Origin of the sequence: Rhizobium sp. BR 249 (genome assembly GCF_047445895.1) — a bacterium.
GTDB lineage: Bacteria > Pseudomonadota > Alphaproteobacteria > Rhizobiales > Rhizobiaceae > Rhizobium.
In genome coordinates this window covers 1-19,473 of record NZ_JARWKX010000010.1, presented here as the reverse complement: position 1 = coordinate 19,473, position 19,473 = coordinate 1, and the positions used below count along the sequence as shown (strand labels likewise).

Below are 19,473 nucleotides of genomic sequence, written 5' to 3'. Positions count from 1 at the left end.
ATACCGGAAACGCCGCTGCAATGCGGCGTTTTTCATATGCGGGAATCAAAGCCGCCGGACGCCGCCTTGCGCCGCTCTTCCGGCGCCGGCACGGTCGGTCCCGAAACGACGCAGTTGCGGCCGGAAGCCTTGGCGGCGTAGAGCGCCAGATCGGCGCGTTTGACCAGATCCTCGAAGTTCCTGTTGAAGGCCTCATTTGCCCGGCCGACGCACCCGAAACTTGCCGTGACCTTGAGGAGTTCGCCGCTCGCCAGCGGGATTTCCGCCGCCTCGATCGCCAGCCGCACGCGCTCGGCAACCTTTGCAGCGTCATCAGGCGTCGAATCCGGCAGCAGCGCCAGGAATTCCTCGCCGCCATGGCGCACCAGCAGATCAAAGGAACGGAAATTCTCCCGCGCCACACGCGCGACATGCCGCAATACGGCATCGCCTGCGTCATGGCCGTTGATATCGTTGATCTTCTTGAAATGATCGAGATCGAAGAGCACGACCGAGATCCAGCGCGATCCGTGTTCGGCCTGGGTGAGAAGCGCCGATGCGGCAACCTCGAAACCGCGCCTGTTATAGAGTCCGGTCAGAAGGTCGGTCTGGGCAGCGTTGCGCAACTCTCCGACCAGCGTCTCGCGGTCACGCGTCAGCCGGTCGATCAGCCGCAGGCCCCGTGCTGCCAATAGCATCACCAGCGTGGCGAGAATGAGCAGGCCCGCACAGAGCGACAGGATCAGCGTCAGGTGAATGTGGGCGCGCGTCGAAAGGCCCTCACCGGTGTCGTGGATATCATTGGCGGCATCGACGAGCTTCTGCTGCAGGAAGGCCATGCGCTCGTTCTGCGCGGCAGCCCAGATGTCGCGCACTGCGTTCGTCGGCCGCGATCCGGCGAGGATGGAATCGGTGATCGCGTTCGCTTTCACCTGACTGCTGCGGCCGAGATAGGCGACGATGTCGCGCACGGTTGAGTCCGAGGAATGAAAGACCATATGGTCCATCCCTTCGTTGAGCATGACCTTGCCCTGCACGAACAGTTCCACCGGAAAGCGGGCGGAGGAGCCCTGGTCGAGATAACGGGTGCCGACGATGGTGATCAGCCTTTCGCCGTAATAGGTCAGCAGAATGCCCATCAGCTGATTGGATTTCTGCAGCAGTACCGGATCGCTGATCAGCGGCGAAAGCGCATCGACGACGGCAAGCTGCTTCTGGGCCGCATACCAATAGATATAGCCGGGGTCGCTGCGGGCATAACGGCCCTGGTCGACGGCGCTTCGTGCGGCCACGATGCGGCTGTAAGCAAGGTTGAGAGCCGATAATTCATCCACGAGCCCCTCATCCAGCACATCGCGGGAGGGCAGGCTGGCATAGAAGGCGCGACGTTCTTGATCGAGCATCGCCCGGCTCCGCTGCATTTCGGCGGCAGCCGGCTCGCTGGGCTGGGCGATGTAGCGGCGGGTGGCGCTGATTTCAGTCAGAATCTCGGTGGCGGCGATGGACCCGCCGCGGGCAAGCACATCGGCAAATTGCCGGTCCTTCTCAAGATCCCTGTATTCCTTGACCGAAGAACGTAAGAGGATGACGCCTTCAATGACCATGAAGACGAAAGGCAGCATGATTGCGGCCAGGATAACCTTTTTGATGGTTTCGAACTTCATCGCCAATCGCCACGGTGATCCAAATGTCGGTCGTGCGCGACCAATCAAGGACCAGCTTATCAATAATTCTTAAAGAACTGATAAAGCGGCACGTCCCTAGATTTCAGGACGAATGAAGTCACGCGTTTCGGCATCCATGACCCAGAGTTCACCGGTGGAGATATCGAACCAGGCGCCGTGAAGATGCATCTTTCCCGCTTCCTCGAGCGCCTTGATATCGGGGAAGGTTCTGAGATTGTCGATCGAATTGCGGATGGAGACGCGCTCCAGCGCCGTCTGGCGCTCCGCAGCCGTCATGACGTCGTTGCTCTGGATCTGCTCGGCGGCGGGTTTGACCAGCGACATCCAGCGGCCGATGAAATCACCGGGCGACAGCGGCTCGGCATTCGGATCGAGAGCCGCGCGGATACCGCCGCAGCGCCCATGACCCATCACGACGATATCAGACACCTTCAGCGCCTGAACGGCAAATTCGAGCGCGGCCGACGTCGAATGGAAATGGCCGTCCGGCTCGTAGGGCGGCACCATGTTGGCGACGTTGCGGATGACGAAGAGTTCGCCCGGGCCGGCATCGAAGATCAGCTCCGGCGCCGCTCGCGAGTCCGAACAGGCAATGACCAAGGTGCTCGGACTCTGGCCGTTTTCAGCAAGCTGCCGATACCTGTCGCGGGCGTCGGCATAACGCCCGTTCATGAAGTTGCGGTAGCCGTCCAGAAGAGGTGTTGGAAAACGCTGCATGCCTTCTGGATTAGCGCGCGCCGAAGACAAGATCAACTGCTGCACCGCAAAATGAATGAATCGGCAAATGCGTCATTTTTTCCGCCGCTGCGCGGGATGCATGAGCCGACGCATCTGCACCATCGCCATTGGCGTCGAAAGGCTGGAGGCATCGCTAGCCAGCATCAGCTCGTTGCTGCCGCGCTTGACGGCGCGCGCAAGCACCTCGAAGACGCTCGCGGTGGCAAGCTGCAGCGCCTTTTCGTCTTCGAGACCGGACAGGAGACGCGAGAGAAAGACGGCGGCAAGCAGGTCACCGAGACCGTTCGGCGGATTGTCGACGACGCGATGCTCGGCGAGAAGCGCGTGGCGGCCGGACAGATAGAGATTGCCGGTGCCCCCTGACATCATCGGCACGGCCGACGTGACGAGCATGCGCGACGGCCCGAGCGCCAGCGCCGCCTCCATGATGGCGGTGTTATCTTCCAGCGCCGCCCCCGAAAGCCATGCGAGTTCGTAGCGGTTCGGCGTGGCGAGCGAGGCAAGCGGAATCAGATGATCGCGAATGGCCTCTGCGGTCGCCTGCGGCACATAAAGGCCGCCGAGATCGCCCATGACGGGATCACAGACATAGATGAGCTCGGGATTGTCTTGCCTCAGCGCGCCGATGAGGCGAGCGACAGAGCGTGCCTGGGCGGCATTGCCGAAATAGCCTGAAAGCACCGCCTTCACTTCACCGATCCAGGGCGCGCGGATCAGGTCGTCGATCGCCGCATCGAAATCGGCTTCCGCAAATGTCAGCCGCGTCGAGCGGCCGTGACCGGGATGCCAGGGCAGAACGACGGTCGGCAGCGCCCAGACCGGATGACCGAGCGTCTCCAGCGCAAAGACGGCCGCACGGTTTCCCACCGAGCCGCGCACCGCATGACTGGAGATGACGATGACTGCGCCCGCTGCATTTTCCGACATGATACAAGGTCCGAATGATGATGGCGTTTGATGATCTTTTTGAAGCCGCGCTGTCAACCATTCTTCACGTGAGCGTGGAAATGTGCGGCGGAACGAAAAACCGGAAGAGAGGTCTTTCCGTTCGTTTTGGCCACGAAAGCGGAAAAATCTCTAACAAATTCCCATTTTCAGCATCAAAAAAGCATCAAAGCGGTTCCTCAAGCCTCTATTTTAGAGATTTTTTCGGGGAATCTTCTGCTAGCTTGCAGAAAATCAGTCTATTGCGGGAGGCGATTCATGGCTGCCAGAAACAATCCGAAACGAGAAAAGCAGATCGAAAGCGCGCAGAAGATCGCCAAGGCGACAGGCGAGCCGCATCTCGATCCGGAGATTCTCTTCGGCCGGGCCAGCAATGACGATCTCGAACTCTATACGCCTGAGATGCTGGCGCTCTCCGCCGTGCATTCAGCCAGGGAACTCGCCGCCTGGAACGGCAAGGCGCCGCGCGTCAGCATCGACACCATTGCCGATGTCACGCCTGGCGGCACCGCCGTTTCGGTGCTCTCGGTCACCGACCGGAACATGCCTTTCCTCTATGAATCGGTCATGGGCGAGGTGACGAGCACCCACCGCGATCTCTTCATGGCCGTGCATCCCATCCTGGTGATCGAAAAGGGCAAGGCGCCCACGCTTTATTCCGCCGACCATCCGAGCGATCCCGCCGCGCGTGTCAGCCATATCCAGCTTCATATTGCGCCACTCAATTCCAGCCAGGCCGCCGATCTCGTCAAACGCATCCAGACCGTGCTCGAACAGGTCCGGCTGTCGGTTTCCGACTGGAAGCCGATGCTTGCCAAGCTCGACGGCGTGATCGCCGAGCTTGCGGCAAATGGCGCTGGCCGCAGGAAAGCCGAGCACGCCGAGGCGGTCGCCTTTCTGACCTGGCTGCGCGACGAGAATTTCACTTTCCTCGGCATGCGGGAATATGTCTATTCCGGCAAGGGCGCCGACGCCAAGGTCGAGCGCGACAAGGGGGCCGGCCTCGGCATTCTCTCCAATCCGGATGTTCTCGTGCTGCGCACCGGCAAGGATGCCGTGACGACGACGCCCGAGATCCTTGCCTTCCTCGACGGTCCCGACTACCTGATCGTCACCAAGGCGAATGTGAAATCGATCGTCCATCGCCGGGCCTATATGGATTATGTCGGCGTCAAACGCTTCGACGCGCAAGGCAACGTCACAGGGGAACTCCGCATCGTCGGTCTCTTCACCTCGACGGCCTACACCTCGCTCGCCTCCGAGATCCCGCTGCTGCGTTCCAAGATCGAGAAAGTGAAGGAGCATTTCGGCTTCGACCCGATGAGCCATTCCGGCCGCATGCTCGACAACACGCTGGAATCCTATCCGCGCGACGATCTTTTCCAGATCGATACGACGCTGCTTGCAAGCTTTGCCGAGCAGATCAACGATCTCGCCGACCGGCCGCGCGTGCGCGCCCTGCCGCGCATCGACCATTTCGACCGTTTCGTCTCGGTGATCGTCTACGTGCCGCGCGAGGAGTATGACTCGATCGTGCGCGAGCGGATCGGCACCTATCTGAAAACCGTCTACGACGGCCGTGTCTCGGCCTATTACCCGGCCTTCCCGGAAGGCGGCGTCGCCCGCGTGCATTTCATCATCGGCCGCTCCGGCGGCAAGACGCCGCGCATCCCGCAGGCGAAGCTGGAGCAGACGATCCGCGAGATCACCGCCCGTTGGGACGATCGTTTCGAAGCGCTCGCCGGACCCAAGGCGCCGAAGCTATCGGTGGACCAGGCCTTCCAGGATTCATTCACCCCCGAGGAAACCGTTGCCGACCTCGCCGATATCGGCGCCTGCGCTGCCGGCGAACCGCTCCGTATCCAGTTTTATCATCGCCAGGAAGAACAGGGCCGCGTCCTGTCGCTGAAGATCTTCCATTCCGGCGGTCAGCTGGCGCTGTCGCGCCGCGTGCCGCTTCTGGAAAATCTCGGCTTCAATGTCGTCAGCGAACGCACCTTCGACATCGGCGTGCAGTCCGCCGACGGACAAACGAAACTTGTGGTGCTGCACGACATGGAGCTCGAGACCCGCACCGGCAGCGAAATCGATCTGCACCGTTACGGCGCTGCCCTCGAGGAAGCTTTCGTCGCTGCCTTCGCCGGCACGATCGACAATGACAGCTTCAACCGGCTGATCCTGTCGGCCGGGCTTTCGGCGCGTGAAGCCAACGTGCTGCGTGCCTATGCGCGTTATCTCCGCCAGGCCGGCATCGCCTATTCGCAGGATTATATCGCAACGACGCTCGACAAATATCCAAGGATTGCCGGCGCCATCTTCCGCCTCTTCCACGACACGCTCGACACCAGGCTTTCGGAAAAGGCCCGCGTGAAGAAGCTTGCCGAGCTGCACCAGGCGATCGAGGCCGAACTCGCCGACGTCCCGAGCCTGGACGACGACCGTATCCTGCGCCGCTACGTCAATATCGTCGATGCGACGCTGCGAACCAATTATTTCCAGAAGAACCAGGACGGTTCGCCGAAGGCGATGCTGGCCTTCAAGCTCGATCCGCATCTGGTCGACGGGCTGCCGGAGCCGAAACCCTTCCGCGAGATGTTCGTTTACGGCGTCGAGGTCGAAGGCGTGCACCTGCGCTTCGGCAAGGTGGCGCGCGGCGGCCTGCGCTGGTCTGATCGCGCCGAAGACTACCGCACCGAAGTGCTCGGCCTCGTCAAGGCGCAGCAGGTGAAGAACGCGGTCATCGTGCCTGTCGGCGCCAAGGGCGGCTTCTATCCGAAGAAGCTTCCGGTCGGCGGCAGCCGCGACGAAATCTTCAATGCAGGCCGCGAGGCTTACAAGACCTATATCCGCACGCTGCTGTCGATCACCGACAACATCTCCGGCGCCGAGATCGTGCCGCCGAAGGATACGGTGAGATTGGATGGCGACGATCCCTATTTCGTCGTCGCCGCCGACAAGGGCACGGCAACCTTCTCCGACACCGCCAATGCGCTGGCGCAGGAAGCCGGCTTCTGGCTGGACGACGCCTTCGCCTCCGGCGGCTCGGCCGGATATGACCATAAGAAGATGGGCATTACCGCCCGCGGCGCCTGGGAAACCGTGAAACGCCATTTCCGCGAAATGGATATCGACATCCAGACGACGCCCTTCACCGTCGCCGGCGTCGGCGACATGTCGGGCGACGTCTTCGGCAACGGCATGCTGCTCTCACCCAAGATCAGGCTCATTGCCGCCTTCGATCACCGCGACATCGTCATCGATCCCGATCCAGATATGGAAAAGACGCTGGCCGAGCGCCAGCGGCTCTTCAACCTGCCGCGTTCGAGCTGGCAGGATTTCGACAAAAGCGTGCTTTCAAAAGGCGCGATGATCATTTCCCGCGCAGCGAAATCGGTCACGCTGACGCCGGAAGCGGTTGCCGCGATCGGCATCGACAAGGCGGTGGCCACCCCCTTCGAGATCATGACGGCGATCCTGAAAAGCCCAGTCGACCTGCTCTGGTTCGGCGGCATCGGCACCTATGTGAAGGCTCCGTCCGAAACCGACACCGAAGTCGGCGACCGCGCTAACGACCCGATCCGCGTCACCGCGACCGAAGTGCGCGCCAAGGTGATCGGCGAGGGCGCAAACCTCGGCGTCACACAGAAGGGCCGCATCGCCTACGGCCTCAAGGGCGGGCGCTGCAACTCCGACGCCATCGACAACTCGGCCGGCGTCAACACCTCGGACGTCGAGGTCAATATCAAGATCGCGCTGGCGGCCGCCATGCATGACGGGCGCCTGACGCGCGCGAAACGCGACCAGCTTCTGTCGTCGATGACCGACGAGGTGGCGGTACTCGTGCTGCGCAACAACTATCTGCAGTCGCTGGCGATCTCGCTGACGGAGCGCAAGGGCACGGCCAACGGCCTGGAACTTGCGCGTTTCATGACGGTTCTCGAAGGCGCCAAGCAGCTGAACCGCAAGGTCGAGACATTACCGGACGAAGCGACGCTGGCTGAGCGCTACGCCGCCGGCAAGCCGCTGACCCGGCCGGAAATCGGCGTGCTGGTGTCCTATGCCAAGATCGTGCTCTTCGATGCGCTTGCTGCCAGCGACCTGCCCGACGATCCCTATTTCACCGCAACACTTTCCAATTACTTCCCCGTGAAGATGCAGAAGTCGAACGCCGGCGATATCGCTGGCCACCGGCTGAAGCGCGAAATCGTCGCGACGGTGCTTGCCAACGAGGCGATCAACCGCGGCGGGCCGAGCTTCACCGTTGCCATGATGGATGCGACGGCGGCTTCGGCGCCGGAAGTCGTGCGCGCCGCAATCGTCGCCCGCGACGGTTTCGACCTGAACCGGCTCTGGGCCGAAACGGACGCTCTCGACGGCAGCGTTTCCGGCGAGATGCAGAACCGCATCTACGAGGAGATCAGCCACAGCTTCATCGTGCTGACGCGCCTGCTCCTGAAGACCGGTATGGCCAAGGCCGACATGGCCGAAGTGATTAGCCGGCTGCAGGCAGCATTGAAGAAGCTGAAACCTGCCTTCGCCGAACAGTCGGCCGCCGATGTCGCGACGCGACAGGCGGAATATGCGCAGGCCGGCGTGCCCGAAAAACTCGCCGCCGAGATCGCCAATCTCCACAGCTTCGCGCTGGTGCCCGAGATCATGCAGATCGCCGAGCGTACCGGTGAGCCGCTGGTGCGCGCCGCAGAGAATTACTTCGCGGTGTCGCAGACCTTCCGCATCGCCCGGCTGCTGGCGGCCGGCGGACGCATCCTTACCTCCGATCATTACGAGAACCTGGCGCTTGCCCGCAGCATCGACCAGATCGCCAGCGCAAGGCGCGACATCGTCATCTCCGCCCTTTCCGACCACGGCAAGGAGAAGCTGCCCGTTCAAGCCTGGCATGCGCAGGATCGCATCCGGATCAACCGTATCGTCGAGGAGCTTTCGAGCCTCAGCGACGGCGGCGATCCCAATCTTGCGCGTATTACCGTTGCTGCAGGTATCCTGACCGATCTTGCGCGCGACCGGGTGAGGTGAGACAGTCCGCTGCAAAAAGGAGCGGATGGTGAATCGCATCGACTGGACAGGAACGCAGCCCCCTAAGGCCACGGAGAAGGGCATCTGGGGGTGGATGTTCTTCGATTGGGCGGCCCAGCCCTTCTTCACGGTGGTCACCACCTTCATCTTCGGGCCTTATTTCGTCTCGCGACTGACCGATGATCCTTTATCCGCCCAGGCGATGTGGAGCAACACGGCGACGATCTCCTCGGTGATCATCGCCGTGCTCTCGCCGGTGCTCGGCTCGATCGCCGACCAGTCGGGCGCACGCAAGCCCTGGATCGGCTTCTTCGCGACCATCAAGATCGCGAGCCTTTTCGGCCTGTGGTTCGCCGCCCCCGGCTCGCCGATCCTCTATCCCGTGATCTTCATGATCCTCGCCTCGATCTCGGCCGAGTTTTCGATCGTCTTCAACGACTCGATGATGCCGCGCCTCGTCGGCAAGGACGAGGTCGGAAAGCTCTCCAATACCGCCTGGGGGCTCGGCTATCTCGGCGGCATGATCGTGCTCATCGCCGTCGTCACGCTGCTCGCGGCAAGCCCGGAGAGCGGCAAGACCATCCTCGGCCTCGACCCGCTGTTCGGCCTCGATCCGAAGACCGGCGAGGACGCGCGCATCACCGGGCCGATCTCGGCCGTCTGGTATCTGATTTTCATCCTGCCGATGTTCTTCTTCACGCCTGATGTTCGCAGAGGGCTTCCTTTCGGCACCGCTGTCCGCTTCGGCCTGCGGGAACTCAGAAACACGCTCGGCGAGCTCAAGGAGCGCCGCGGTATCCTGAAATTCCTCGTCGCCCGGATGATCTACCAGGACGGCGTCAATGGCCTGCTGATCTTGGGTGGCGTTTTTGCGGCCGGCATGTTCGGCTGGGCGACGATCGAGATCGGCATCTACGGCATTATCCTGAATGTCGTCGCGATCTTCGGCTGCCTGCTCGCCAGCCGTATCGACAAGGGCGTAGGCTCGAAGACGACCGTCGTCATCAGCCTCACCATGCTGCTTCTCGCCACCTTCGGCATCATTTCGACAGGGCCGGGTTACACGCTCTTCGGCCTGATGCCGCTGCCGACGACGGATTCCGGCGGCCTCTTCGGCACGGCGGCGGAAAAGGCTTATATTCTCTACGGCCTGCTGATCGGGCTCGCCTTCGGGCCGGTGCAGGCTTCGTCGCGCTCCTACCTTGCCCGCAGCGTCAGCCTGGAGGAAGCCGGCCGCTATTTCGGCATCTACGCGCTTTCCGGGCGCGCCACGAGTTTCATGGCGACGCTGCTCTTCTCGCTGGTGACCTATATGAGCGGGTCGCCGCGGTTCGGAATGGCGACGCTGATCCTGTTCCTGGCGGGCGGCCTGGTGCTCCTGATCCGCACGCCTTATCCGGCCGACCGCGCGTAGGAAATATTACGCACGGCCGGACCTGATGGAAGCAGGACGGCAGTTCCGAGTCAGTGGCGGAAATGGCGCATGCCGGTGAAGACCATGGCGACGCCGTGCTCGTTTGCGGCATCGATGACCTCCTGATCGCGCATCGAGCCGCCCGGCTGGATGACGGCAGTCGCCCCTGCGGCGATCATCGACAGAAGACCATCGGCAAAGGGCAGGAAGGCTTCGGAAGCGACCGCCGAGCCCTTTGTCATCGGAACCGCAAGACCGAGCGCCTTGGCGGCCTCCTCGGCCTTCAGCGCGGCAATGCGGGCGGAATCGACCCGGCTCATCTGGCCGGCGCCGATGCCGGCCGTCTGGCCGTCCTTGGCATAGACCACGGCGTTGGATTTCACATGCTTGCCGACCTTGAAGGCGAACTTCATGTCCTCAAGCTCTTGCGCCGTCGGCGCGCGCTTGGTGACGACCTTGAGCTCGAGATCCTCGACCATGCCATTGTCGCGGCTCTGGACCAGCAGGCCGCCGGAAACGGTCTTCGCCGTCAGGCCCGCGGCGCGCGGATCGGGCAAGCCGCCGGCAGACAGAAGCCGCAGGTTCGGCTTGCGGGCGACGATAGCTTTCGCCTCTTCGGTGACATCGGGCGCGATGATGACTTCAGTGAAGAGCTTGACGATCTCTTCGGCCGTTTCGGCATCCAAAATCTGATTCAGCGCGATGATGCCGCCGAAGGCCGACACGGAATCGCAGGCGAGTGCCCGCCGATAGGCCTCGACCAGGCTCGATCCGGTGGCGACGCCGCAGGGATTGGCATGCTTGATGATGGCGCAGGCCGGCGCCTTCTCCGGCAGGAACTCGGCAACGAGTTCGTAGGCGGCATCGGTATCGTTGATATTGTTGTAGGAGAGCTGCTTGCCCTGGAGAAGGAGAGCCGTCGAAACGCCCGGACGCTTCTCGCCCGTCACGTAGAAGGCGGCTTTCTGATGCGGGTTTTCCCCGTAGCGCATCCCTTCCTTCAGCGCGCCGCCGATGACGCGGTGGCGCGGCGTGTCGATCGACAACGCTTCGGCGAACCAGTTCGAAATCATCGTGTCATAGGCCGCAGTGCGGGCATAGGCCTTGGCAGCCATGCGCTGCCGGAAGGCATAGGCGGTCTTGCCGCCATCTGCAGAGAGCTGCTCCAAGAATTCGGCATAGTCGGCCGGATCGGTCAGGGTCGTCACATAGGCATGGTTCTTGGCCGATGCGCGGATCATCGCCGGACCGCCGATATCGATATTCTCGACGGTCGTCGGATAATCGCCGCCGGCCGCGCGCACTTCCTCGAAGGGGTAGAGGTTGATGACGGCAAGATCGATGCCTTCGATGCCGTGTTTCTTCATCGCCTCCTGGTGTTCACCATCGTCGCGGATCGCCAGCAGGCCGCCATGCACCGTCGGATGCAGCGTCTTGACGCGCCCGTCCATGATCTCGGGAAAGCCGGTGATTTCGGAGACATCGGTGACGGCAAGGCCGGCAGCCGCGATCGCCTTGTAGGTGCCGCCGGTCGACAGCAGCCGCACGCCTCGCTCCGACAATGAGCGGGCAAGCTCCACGACTCCCGTCTTATCGAAGACGGAGAGGAGGGCGGTCTTGATTTCGACCTTGTCGGGGGCGGGGATCTTTTTGGAAATGACGGCCATGAAACCTTCTCCGTTCGGGCTTCGGGAGACATCCACGGGGGACGCCTGCATGCTGGCGTCGCGTTAGCACAGCTTTGCCGCCGCGCAAACAGGCGTTAGCGCATGATCTAGCCCTTACGGGACAGGAACCAGCGGATTTCGGTTTTCCCCGCAAGATCAAAGTCGATCTCGATCTGGTCCGAACCGCAAATGCCGGAGCTATCGGCAAAGAAGATGTCCTCGGAGATCAGCACTTCATTGCCGGGCGCGGAAAACAGCCAGCTTTCGCCATCCGGCGCCGTCAGCAGCACGGATTCGCCGTCGCTCTGCTCCAGGACGATCGAGGGGTGAATGTGAAAGCGGGCAACCGCTTTCAGCGGCTCGTCATTCTCATATCCTTCACGAACGAAGAGCCGGTCACGGCCCGTCACCATCGAACCGGCGGCATTGAGCGTCAGTTCGCGCTCGTGCATCACGCCGAAAGCTCTCACATAACCGTCATGGCTGAGCTTGATTCCATCGCGTCCATCTTCCGTTTCGGCCCGCTCGACGACGACAGTTTTGACCGGTTCGATGATCGCGTGACTGAGAAAGGGAGAATGTGAAAATCGGCTGGAAGAGGTATCGTTGAGGATGACGGTCGAATGCGCCGCCGTCGTGCGCGCCATCTGGACATAGCGATGCCCGGCAAATTTCGGTGAGCCGGAATTGACGATGAAACGATGGCGGCCGGACGACATCTCGAAGGAGAGGCTGCCGGCATGTGCGCTCCGCAGTGCGCCTCCCGAGGGCGGCACGCCGGTATCGGCAATGATGACAGTCTTTCCCGCGGAAAGCCGCTGATAGCGCGACTGCGGCAAAGCCTTGAACGGCTGGCCTGCCGTCTCGTCATATCGGAGCACGGACATCAGCTCGTTTGCCAGCGTCGAGGTGGCGCCGTTGAAGAGCGCCAGGTCCCCGTCCTGATGGCGGAAGAAACGCAGCGCCGGATACATACGGTCGATGCCCGAGATCAGCTTCTGCGGCAGGTCGTGGCCGAGATTGACATAGGTCTGCCGCAGCGGCAGCAGATCGAGCAGCAGTTCCAGGCCGGCGCGCGGGTTGCGCGACACATGGCCGCCATCGGGCAGAATCTGGCTATCGAATTCGCGGTCGAGCGCCTGCGCGGCTCTTTTCAGCGTGGACGCGCGGGTCGGCATGGCGACGGAGGCCATGGCAAGCGCAATACGCAGCCGGAATAGCTCCAGTCCGCCGAGCGTGAACGGCGCCATGCGGTGCAGGAACCTTACCTGGAACGCCAGCGACTTCATGAAGCGGCGATAGAAGCCGCGATCGGCATTCTGCAACACGACGGGCGAGTGCGACAGCCAGGCAATGACGCGCTGAGCGGTGACGTCGATCTCCCAGGCAATTCCCTCCATGCGGCCGGCATGGATCGAAAGCCAGCTGTCGACGATTGCGCGGGCAGCAGCCGCGTTGCGCTCCGTCTTGTTCGCCCGCATGTGCCGCAGCCAGCCGAAGCTGTGCAGGCGGATTGCGAAAGGGCGCGAAGGCAGGGTGAAGGTAAAGGGCGATTTTCCGCTGGTTTCCAGCATGCGCCCGGCCAGCAGGAAGCGTCCGTTCAGGATCTCGTCCGCCACATGCGGATCGATTCCGCGAAGGTCGGTCGGGGCGACGATGAGGCGCTCGGGCGGCTTGATCGAATGGCGGATGAGCTTCAGGCGCAGCAACGCGACGCGGCGCAAGGCGCGCCGCCAAGCCTCCCGAACATACATGCTCGCAAAACGCCGACCGGACTGCATATTCTATTGTCTATTGACCCTCGTGGTTAAGAATAGGTGAAAAGCGGCCGATTTCATCGCCCGCAATGAATTAATTCGTGACAAAGTTCGAATATACTCAAATTAAAGCGGACCGCCGGAAATTATGCGGCGGTTCTGCAAGCCGTGATTAGGCTGTTCGTCGCAGCACGGCCGCATAGAAGCCGTCGAGGCCGGAGGCAAAACCGTCCGGCATTTTCAGCAGGGTGGGAAGCGTGCGGAATTCGCCGAGCGGGGTGATCGCCGCTTCGAGGCCGGGCCAATCGGCGGCGCCGATCGCAACACGCTCGACTGCATCCGTATCGGAAAGAACACGGGCGACCACCTCCTCGCCCTCGGCTGGATCGAGCGAGCAATTGGAGAAAACCAGGGTTCCATTAGGCTTCAGCAATGTCAGCGCGTGACGCAGCAGCCGCTCCTGCAACGCCGCCAGCCTGGCAATATCCTCTGGTCCCTTGGTCCACAGCACGTCGGGGTGGCGGCGGGTCGTGCCGGTCGAGGAGCAGGGGGCATCGAGTAGGATCGCATCGAAACGCTCCGCCGGCTCGAATTTCGTCAGGTCCGTCGCGATTGTCTCAGCCTTGAGGCCAAGCCGGTCGAGATTCGAGCGCAACCGTCTTAGCCGGCTTTCCGATTGATCGAGGGCAGTGACCTTGGCCCCGGCAAGGATGAGCTGCGCCGTCTTGCCGCCGGGCGCCGCGCAGAGATCGGCGGCTCTCTTGCTGGAGAGATCGCCGAAAAGCTTGGCCGGAATGCTCGCGGCCGCATCCTGCACCCACCATGCGCCTTCGTCGAAGCCCTCGAGCGAGGGAATGCCGCCCTCGAAGGCCGCAAGCCTTACACCGCCGGTCGGGAGGACAGCGCCGTTCAGCCGCTTTGCCCAATCTTCGGGATTCGATTTGACGGTCAGATCGATCGCCGCCGGCTCAAGCTGGGATTGCGAAATCGCCAGCGCCGCCTCCCGGCCATAGGCCTTTTCCAGCCTCGCGATGAACCAGGCCGGCATCGGCGCGACCTTGCCGATTTCCTCCAGCACCGCATCCTTCTCACGGCCGAGCCGGCGGAGGATGGCATTGACCAGCTTGGCGAAACGGCGATTGCGCGGATCTTGATTGGCCTGTTCGACGGCAAGATCGACGGCCGAATGATCGGGCACGTCGAGATAGAGGATCTGCGCCGCGCCGATGGCAAGAACGTGATGCAGCGCCCGTGCGCCCTCGGGCAGCGGCGAATCCAGAAGTGCTGCAATTGCCGCATCGATGCGCGGCAGATGGCGCAGCGTCGTGTTCAGAATGGCCCGAACAAGCGCCCGGTCGCCTTCGCCGAGCGCCTTATAGGCCGGATTGCCGTGTTCGTGGTCGAGCGCGCCATCGAGCGGCAGTTTGCGATCGACGACGGCGGCGAGAATCTTCGCCGCCGCGGCCCGGGCCTGCAAGCCGGGCTTGGCGGGCGCCGACCGGGGGGCGGAGGACTTCTGTTTGCGGAATGGTTTCTTCGTGCCGTCTGAATTCAAGACCACGGACCTTTTGGCGGTTGGGAACCACCGCGACCCGTATTCGGAACAGAGCGCGATTTGCGCGAGGGATTAGCAGCACGCACCGGTCCCGTCGAGACATTCATGCCGCCCTGCGCCATCTCCTGCAGCGCGGCAATGCGGTTTTCCGTATTCGGATGGGTCGAAAACAGATTGTCCATGCGCTCGCCGGAGAGCGGATTGATGATGAACATATGGGCCGTCGCCGGATTGCGCTCGGCGTCCTCATTCGGAACATGGGCCGCACCGCGCGCGATCTTGCCGAGGGCGGAGGCGAGCCAGAGCGGATTGCCGCAGATCTCGGCGCCGCGGCGGTCGGCCGAATATTCGCGCGTGCGGCTGATCGCCATCTGCACCAGCATGGCGGCGAGCGGCGCCACGATCATCGCCACGAGGACACCGATGAAACCGAGCGGATTGTTGTTCTCGCGGTTGCCGCCGAAGAAGAAGGCGAAATTGCCGAGCATCGAGATCGCGCCGGCAAGCGTTGCCGTGATCGTCATGGTCAGCGTGTCGCGGTTCTGGATATGGGCGAGCTCATGCGCCATCACGCCTGCGACTTCTTCGGGAGACAAGGCGGCAAGCAGGCCCGTCGAGGCGGCGACGGCGGCATTTTCAGGATTGCGGCCGGTCGCGAAGGCGTTCGGCTGCGGATTGTCATAGAGATAGACCTTCGGCATCGGCAGGCCGGCATTGCGGGCGAGATCGCGCACGATCCGGAAGAACTCCGGCGCGTTGCGTTCATCGACTTCCTGGGCACGATAGGCCGAAAGCACCAGCCGGTCGGAGTTCCAGTAGGAGAAGAAATTCATGCCGGCCGCAATGAGGAATGCGATCATCATGCCGGCCCGACCGCCGATCAGGAAGCCGACAAACATGAAAAGCGCCGTCATGAAGGCAAGCAACATGGCAGTGCGGACGAGGTTCATTGCGGATCTCCATCTCCGATTTCGGCGCCGCAAGCTTTCAATCGCTCCGCCGGCGCATTATGATTTGGTTATTCGCCGGTCATTTTCAATGTTTTCCGGCAGGAGAAGCCAATGCAGGAAGCCGATAACGACAATAGCGAAATCCCGGCAGCCGAGGGATCGGAGCCGCCGCGAAAGGTACTGTCTCCGGCTGCCAGGCGCGCGCTTGCCGAAGCCGAGGAACGCCGGAAGAACCAGAAACCTCTGGAATTGCCGCCGGAAACCGGCGGACGCGGCGGAGCTGAGCCTGCGCGCTTCGGGGACTATGAGATCAACGGCCGGGCGATCGATTTTTGATTCGGCTCCGGGAGCCAAAGCGTCGCTTAAAAATCGGCGGCATTTCCCGCGTAGAAAAATAAGACCGCTCCAACAAAGGAGCGGCTTCAGGCTGCTGACAAACCCCTGCAAAACCCGCGACGTTAACCTCGGCCTTGTGCCGAGGATTTACGCACGTCCAATTAAGTATCTGAAAATAAATGCTTTCCTGTCAAACAATTGCAATGGCCAGATGCTCGGCACAAGGCCGAGCATGACGGAGGAGACTTTGTCAACAAACTGAGGCCGCTCCAACAAGGAAGAGCGGCCTTGTCGTTTTTAAGCAGTCACCTTGTTCTGCCGGTTGGCGATCAGATCGTCGACGACGGCTGGATCGGCGAGCGTCGAAGTGTCGCCGAGGGCGCCGAAATCGTCTTCGGCGATCTTGCGCAGGATGCGGCGCATGATCTTGCCGGAGCGGGTCTTCGGCAGGCCGGGCGCGAACTGGATCTTGTCGGGCGCGGCGATCGGGCCGATTTCGGCGCGGACATGTTTCACCAGTTCCTGGCGAAGCGTATCGGTGCCTTCGTGGCCGGCCATCAAAGTCACATAGCAATAGATGCCCTGGCCCTTGATCGAATGCGGATAACCGACGACCGCCGCTTCCGAGACCAGATTGTGCGAGACGAGCGCCGATTCCACTTCCGCAGTACCGAGCCGGTGACCCGAGACGTTGAGCACGTCGTCGACGCGGCCGGTGATCCAGTAATAGCCGTCCGCATCGCGCCGGCAGCCGTCGCCGGTGAAATATTTCCCCTTGTAGGTGGAGAAATAGGTCTGGATGAAGCGCTCGTGGTCGCCATAAACAGTGCGCATCTGCCCCGGCCAGCTGTCGGTGATGCAGAGATTGCCGTCTGCAGCGCCTTCCAGCACCTTGCCCTCATTGTCGACCAGCTGCGGCTTGACGCCGAAGAACGGCGTCGTCGCCGAACCCGGCTTCAGATCGGTGGCCCCCGGCAGCGGCGTGATCATGTGGCCGCCGGTTTCCGTCTGCCACCAGGTATCGATGACGGGGCAGCGCTTGTCGCCGACGACATTGTAATACCATTCCCAGGCTTCGGGATTGATCGGTTCGCCCACAGTACCGAGCAGGCGCAGCGAAGAGCGCGAAGTGCGCGTAACGAAATCGTCGCCGGCGCCCATCAGCGAGCGGATCGCCGTCGGCGCCGTGTAGAAGATGTTGACCTTGTGCTTGTCGATGACTTCCCAGAAACGGCCCTGGTCCGGGAAGTTCGGCACGCCCTCGAACATCAGCGTCGTCGCGCAGTTGGCGAGCGGCCCGTAGACGATATAGGAGTGGCCGGTGACCCAGCCGACATCGGCCGTGCACCAGTAGACGTCGCCATGATGGTAGTCGAAGACATATTCATGTGTCATCGACGCATAGACGAGGTAGCCGCCCGTCGTGTGCAGCACGCCCTTCGGCTTGCCTGTCGAGCCCGACGTATAAAGGATGAAGAGCGGATCTTCCGCCTTCATCTTCACCGGCGGGCACTCCGCCTTCACCGTGGCGACTTCCTGATGGTACCAGAGGTCGCGGCCGGGCGCCCAGCCGGTCTTGCCGCCGGTGCGGCGCACGACCAGAACCTTGTCCACGATCACGTGCTGGCGGGCGGCGATGTGGATCGCCGTATCGGTATTGTCCTTCAGCGGCACCGGCTTGCCGCCGCGCACGCCCTCGTCGCAGGTGATGACGAAGGTGGATTCGCAGTCGACGATGCGGCCTGCCAAGGCCTCCGGCGAGAAGCCGCCGAAGACCACCGAATGCACCGCGCCGATGCGGGCGCAGGCGAGCATCGCGTAAGCCGCCTCGGGGATCATCGGCATGTAGATGGTGACGCGATCGCCCTTCTTGACGCCGTGCTTCTTGAGCACGTTCGCCATCCGGCAGACATGCTCGTAAAGCTCGTTATAGGTGATCTTCTTGTCGACGTAGGGATTGTCGCCTTCCCAGATGATCGCCACCTGGTCGCCATTCGTCTTCAGATGGCGGTCGATGCAATTATAGGAGACGTTGGTCTGTCCGTCCTCGAACCACTTGATCGAGACCTTGCCGGTAAAGGACGTGTTCTTGACTTTGGTATAGGGCTTGTACCAGTCGATGCGCTTGCCGTGCTTGCCCCAGAACTTGTCCGGGTCCTCGACGCTTTCCTCGTACCATTTCAGGTACTTCTCCTTATCGATCAGGGCACGCGCCTTCACCGGCTTCGGCACCGGATGGATCTTCTCCGACATGGAACTCCTCCTCATGGGACATGCGACGGGCCAAGCGATTTATGAGCCCGGACTTCAAATCAGGGCAATTCATAGCAGGTCGCATCGCCACGGCAATTAGACAAAGGTCATTTGATTTCGGAAGAATTGCAATTCTGCGACAGTACGGTTATATAGCGGCATATTTCCCGGACATTGTGGTGACAATCCACGGACCGCGACCGGCGCGGACGATAGAAGGACTATATCCATGGCTCAAACATTGCTCATGCCGAAGGCGACTGCCATCTGGCTTGTCGACAACACGGCGCTGTCTTTCGATCAGATCGCCCAGTTCTGCAAACTGCATCCGCTGGAAGTCAAGGCGATCGCCGACGGCGAAGCGGCGCAGGGCATCAAGGGCCTTGATCCGATCTCGACGGGACAGCTCTCCCGCGACGAGATTGCTCGCGCCGAAGCCAATCCGAACCACAAGCTGAAACTTTCCGAGCCGAAGGTTCGCGTGCCGGAATCCAAGCGCCGCGGCCCGCGTTATACCCCGGTTTCCAAGCGCCAGGACCGCCCGAACGCCATTCTCTGGCTCGTTCGCAACCATCCGGAGCTGAAGGACGCGCAGATTTCCCGCCTCGTCGGCACGACGAAATCGACCATCGAGCAAATCCGCGAGCGCACCCACTGGAACTCCGCCAACCTGGCGCCGATGGACCCGGTGACACTCGGCCTCTGCAGCCAGATCGACCTCGACATGGAAGTGGAAAAGGCCTCCAAGGGCCGTCCGCTGCCGACCGCCGCCGAGCTTGGCGCAACGCTGCAATCGGCTCAGGAGACCGAACGCCTGACCCCGAGCTACGAGCGTGAAGAGGAAAAGGAAATCGACGCCGACGCCGTCTTCCGCAAGCTGAGCTCGCTGCGCTCGGCCCCGAAGGACGAAGACGACGAAGATCAGTACTGAGATCTATCTCTCTCATCAAAAACCCCGCCGAGTCTGAACTGACCCCGTAAAGTTGGACGGTTTATTGGCTGGGATTATTTAAGGGCTGAGTCCTGTATTGAACAGGGCTCAGCCCTTTGAGTTTTAGCCTGATGCGATCGTTGTTGTAATACCGAATATAGTCCTCGACGCCATCACGGAGGCTTTCGATGCTGTCGAAGTGGTTAGGATGGAAGAACTCGGATTTGAG

General features: G+C 61.9%; 13 protein-coding genes. 4 read left to right on the top strand and 9 right to left on the bottom strand.

Annotated features, from left to right (window positions below; translation table 11 throughout):
- Positions 1-32: 32 nt before the first annotated feature.
- The 3 genes from QD408_RS11440 to pdxY all read right to left on the bottom strand — a co-directional run bounded on the left by QD408_RS11440 (position 33) and on the right by pdxY (position 3,329).
- The gene (locus tag QD408_RS11440; protein ID WP_088683853.1) at positions 33-1,643 is read right to left on the bottom strand and encodes a GGDEF domain-containing protein; all 1,611 of its coding nucleotides are present in this window, start codon (positions 1,641-1,643) and stop codon (positions 33-35) included.
- A 96-nt stretch (positions 1,644-1,739) separates the two neighbouring features.
- Positions 1,740-2,381: a carbonic anhydrase gene (locus tag QD408_RS11435; protein WP_088683854.1), complete on the bottom strand. Its 642-nt coding sequence runs from the start codon at positions 2,379-2,381 to the stop codon at positions 1,740-1,742.
- 72 nt (positions 2,382-2,453) lie between these two features.
- Positions 2,454-3,329, bottom strand: coding sequence for a pyridoxal kinase PdxY (gene pdxY, locus QD408_RS11430; RefSeq protein WP_414139391.1), 876 nt, complete (start codon positions 3,327-3,329; stop codon positions 2,454-2,456).
- 276 nt (positions 3,330-3,605) lie between these two features.
- Between pdxY and QD408_RS11425 the strand changes: the two genes are divergently transcribed.
- Positions 3,606-8,381 (top strand): NAD-glutamate dehydrogenase, encoded by a 4,776-nt coding sequence (locus QD408_RS11425; protein WP_414139390.1) that lies wholly within the window; start codon positions 3,606-3,608, stop codon positions 8,379-8,381.
- A gap of 25 nt (positions 8,382-8,406) precedes the next feature.
- Complete coding sequence (locus QD408_RS11420; protein ID WP_414139389.1) at positions 8,407-9,795, top strand: MFS transporter; 1,389 nt, start codon at positions 8,407-8,409, stop codon at positions 9,793-9,795.
- A gap of 50 nt (positions 9,796-9,845) precedes the next feature.
- On the opposite strand, the gene purH is transcribed toward QD408_RS11420, so the two are convergent.
- From purH to htpX, 4 genes are all read right to left on the bottom strand, one after another.
- Positions 9,846-11,462 (bottom strand): bifunctional phosphoribosylaminoimidazolecarboxamide formyltransferase/IMP cyclohydrolase, encoded by a 1,617-nt coding sequence (purH, locus tag QD408_RS11415; RefSeq protein WP_414139388.1) that lies wholly within the window; start codon positions 11,460-11,462, stop codon positions 9,846-9,848.
- Between the two features lie 107 nt (positions 11,463-11,569).
- Positions 11,570-13,243: a heparinase II/III family protein gene (locus QD408_RS11410; RefSeq protein ID WP_414139387.1), complete on the bottom strand. Its 1,674-nt coding sequence runs from the start codon at positions 13,241-13,243 to the stop codon at positions 11,570-11,572.
- 148 nt (positions 13,244-13,391) lie between these two features.
- Positions 13,392-14,780: an RsmB/NOP family class I SAM-dependent RNA methyltransferase gene (locus QD408_RS11405; RefSeq protein WP_414139386.1), complete on the bottom strand. Its 1,389-nt coding sequence runs from the start codon at positions 14,778-14,780 to the stop codon at positions 13,392-13,394.
- The gene (gene htpX, locus QD408_RS11400; protein ID WP_414139385.1) at positions 14,771-15,724 is read right to left on the bottom strand and encodes a zinc metalloprotease HtpX; all 954 of its coding nucleotides are present in this window, start codon (positions 15,722-15,724) and stop codon (positions 14,771-14,773) included. The genes QD408_RS11405 and htpX overlap by 10 nt, the downstream gene beginning before the upstream one ends.
- Before the next feature lie 111 nt (positions 15,725-15,835).
- On the opposite strand from htpX, the gene QD408_RS11395 reads away from it, so the two are divergent.
- A complete protein-coding gene (locus QD408_RS11395; RefSeq protein ID WP_414139384.1) occupies positions 15,836-16,060 on the top strand; it encodes a DUF1674 domain-containing protein in 225 nt (74 codons plus the stop codon).
- A 297-nt stretch (positions 16,061-16,357) separates the two neighbouring features.
- On the opposite strand, the gene acs is transcribed toward QD408_RS11395, so the two are convergent.
- Positions 16,358-18,313 carry an acetate--CoA ligase gene (gene acs, locus QD408_RS11390; protein ID WP_414139383.1) on the bottom strand — a complete coding sequence of 652 codons (1,956 nt, stop codon included), beginning with the start codon at positions 18,311-18,313 and terminating at the stop codon, positions 16,358-16,360.
- Between the two features lie 229 nt (positions 18,314-18,542).
- Here acs and QD408_RS11385 point away from each other — a divergent pair, with 229 nt between their 5' ends.
- Positions 18,543-19,244 carry a DUF1013 domain-containing protein gene (locus QD408_RS11385; protein ID WP_088675408.1) on the top strand — a complete coding sequence of 234 codons (702 nt, stop codon included), beginning with the start codon at positions 18,543-18,545 and terminating at the stop codon, positions 19,242-19,244.
- 61 nt (positions 19,245-19,305) lie between these two features.
- Here QD408_RS11385 and QD408_RS11380 read toward each other — a convergent pair.
- On the bottom strand, positions 19,306-19,473 hold a 168-nt coding region (locus QD408_RS11380), incomplete at its 5' end, for an IS3 family transposase (RefSeq protein ID WP_414139482.1).

What these genes read in the sequence shown, in the direction of transcription:
- pdxY (WP_414139391.1), bottom strand. Translation starts at nt 3,329, where the DNA reads ATGTCGGAAAATGCAGCGGGCGCAGTCATCGTCATCTCCAGTCATGCG.
- QD408_RS11420 (WP_414139389.1), top strand. Translation starts at nt 8,407, where the DNA reads ATGGTGAATCGCATCGACTGGACAGGAACGCAGCCCCCTAAGGCCACG.
- htpX (WP_414139385.1), bottom strand. Translation starts at nt 15,724, where the DNA reads ATGAACCTCGTCCGCACTGCCATGTTGCTTGCCTTCATGACGGCGCTT.
- purH (WP_414139388.1), bottom strand. Translation starts at nt 11,462, where the DNA reads ATGGCCGTCATTTCCAAAAAGATCCCCGCCCCCGACAAGGTCGAAATC.
- QD408_RS11395 (WP_414139384.1), top strand. Translation starts at nt 15,836, where the DNA reads ATGCAGGAAGCCGATAACGACAATAGCGAAATCCCGGCAGCCGAGGGA.
- QD408_RS11435 (WP_088683854.1), bottom strand. Translation starts at nt 2,381, where the DNA reads ATGCAGCGTTTTCCAACACCTCTTCTGGACGGCTACCGCAACTTCATG.
- QD408_RS11385 (WP_088675408.1), top strand. Translation starts at nt 18,543, where the DNA reads ATGGCTCAAACATTGCTCATGCCGAAGGCGACTGCCATCTGGCTTGTC.
- QD408_RS11440 (WP_088683853.1), bottom strand. Translation starts at nt 1,643, where the DNA reads ATGAAGTTCGAAACCATCAAAAAGGTTATCCTGGCCGCAATCATGCTG.
- acs (WP_414139383.1), bottom strand. Translation starts at nt 18,313, where the DNA reads ATGTCGGAGAAGATCCATCCGGTGCCGAAGCCGGTGAAGGCGCGTGCC.
- QD408_RS11425 (WP_414139390.1), top strand. Translation starts at nt 3,606, where the DNA reads ATGGCTGCCAGAAACAATCCGAAACGAGAAAAGCAGATCGAAAGCGCG.
- QD408_RS11410 (WP_414139387.1), bottom strand. Translation starts at nt 13,243, where the DNA reads ATGCAGTCCGGTCGGCGTTTTGCGAGCATGTATGTTCGGGAGGCTTGG.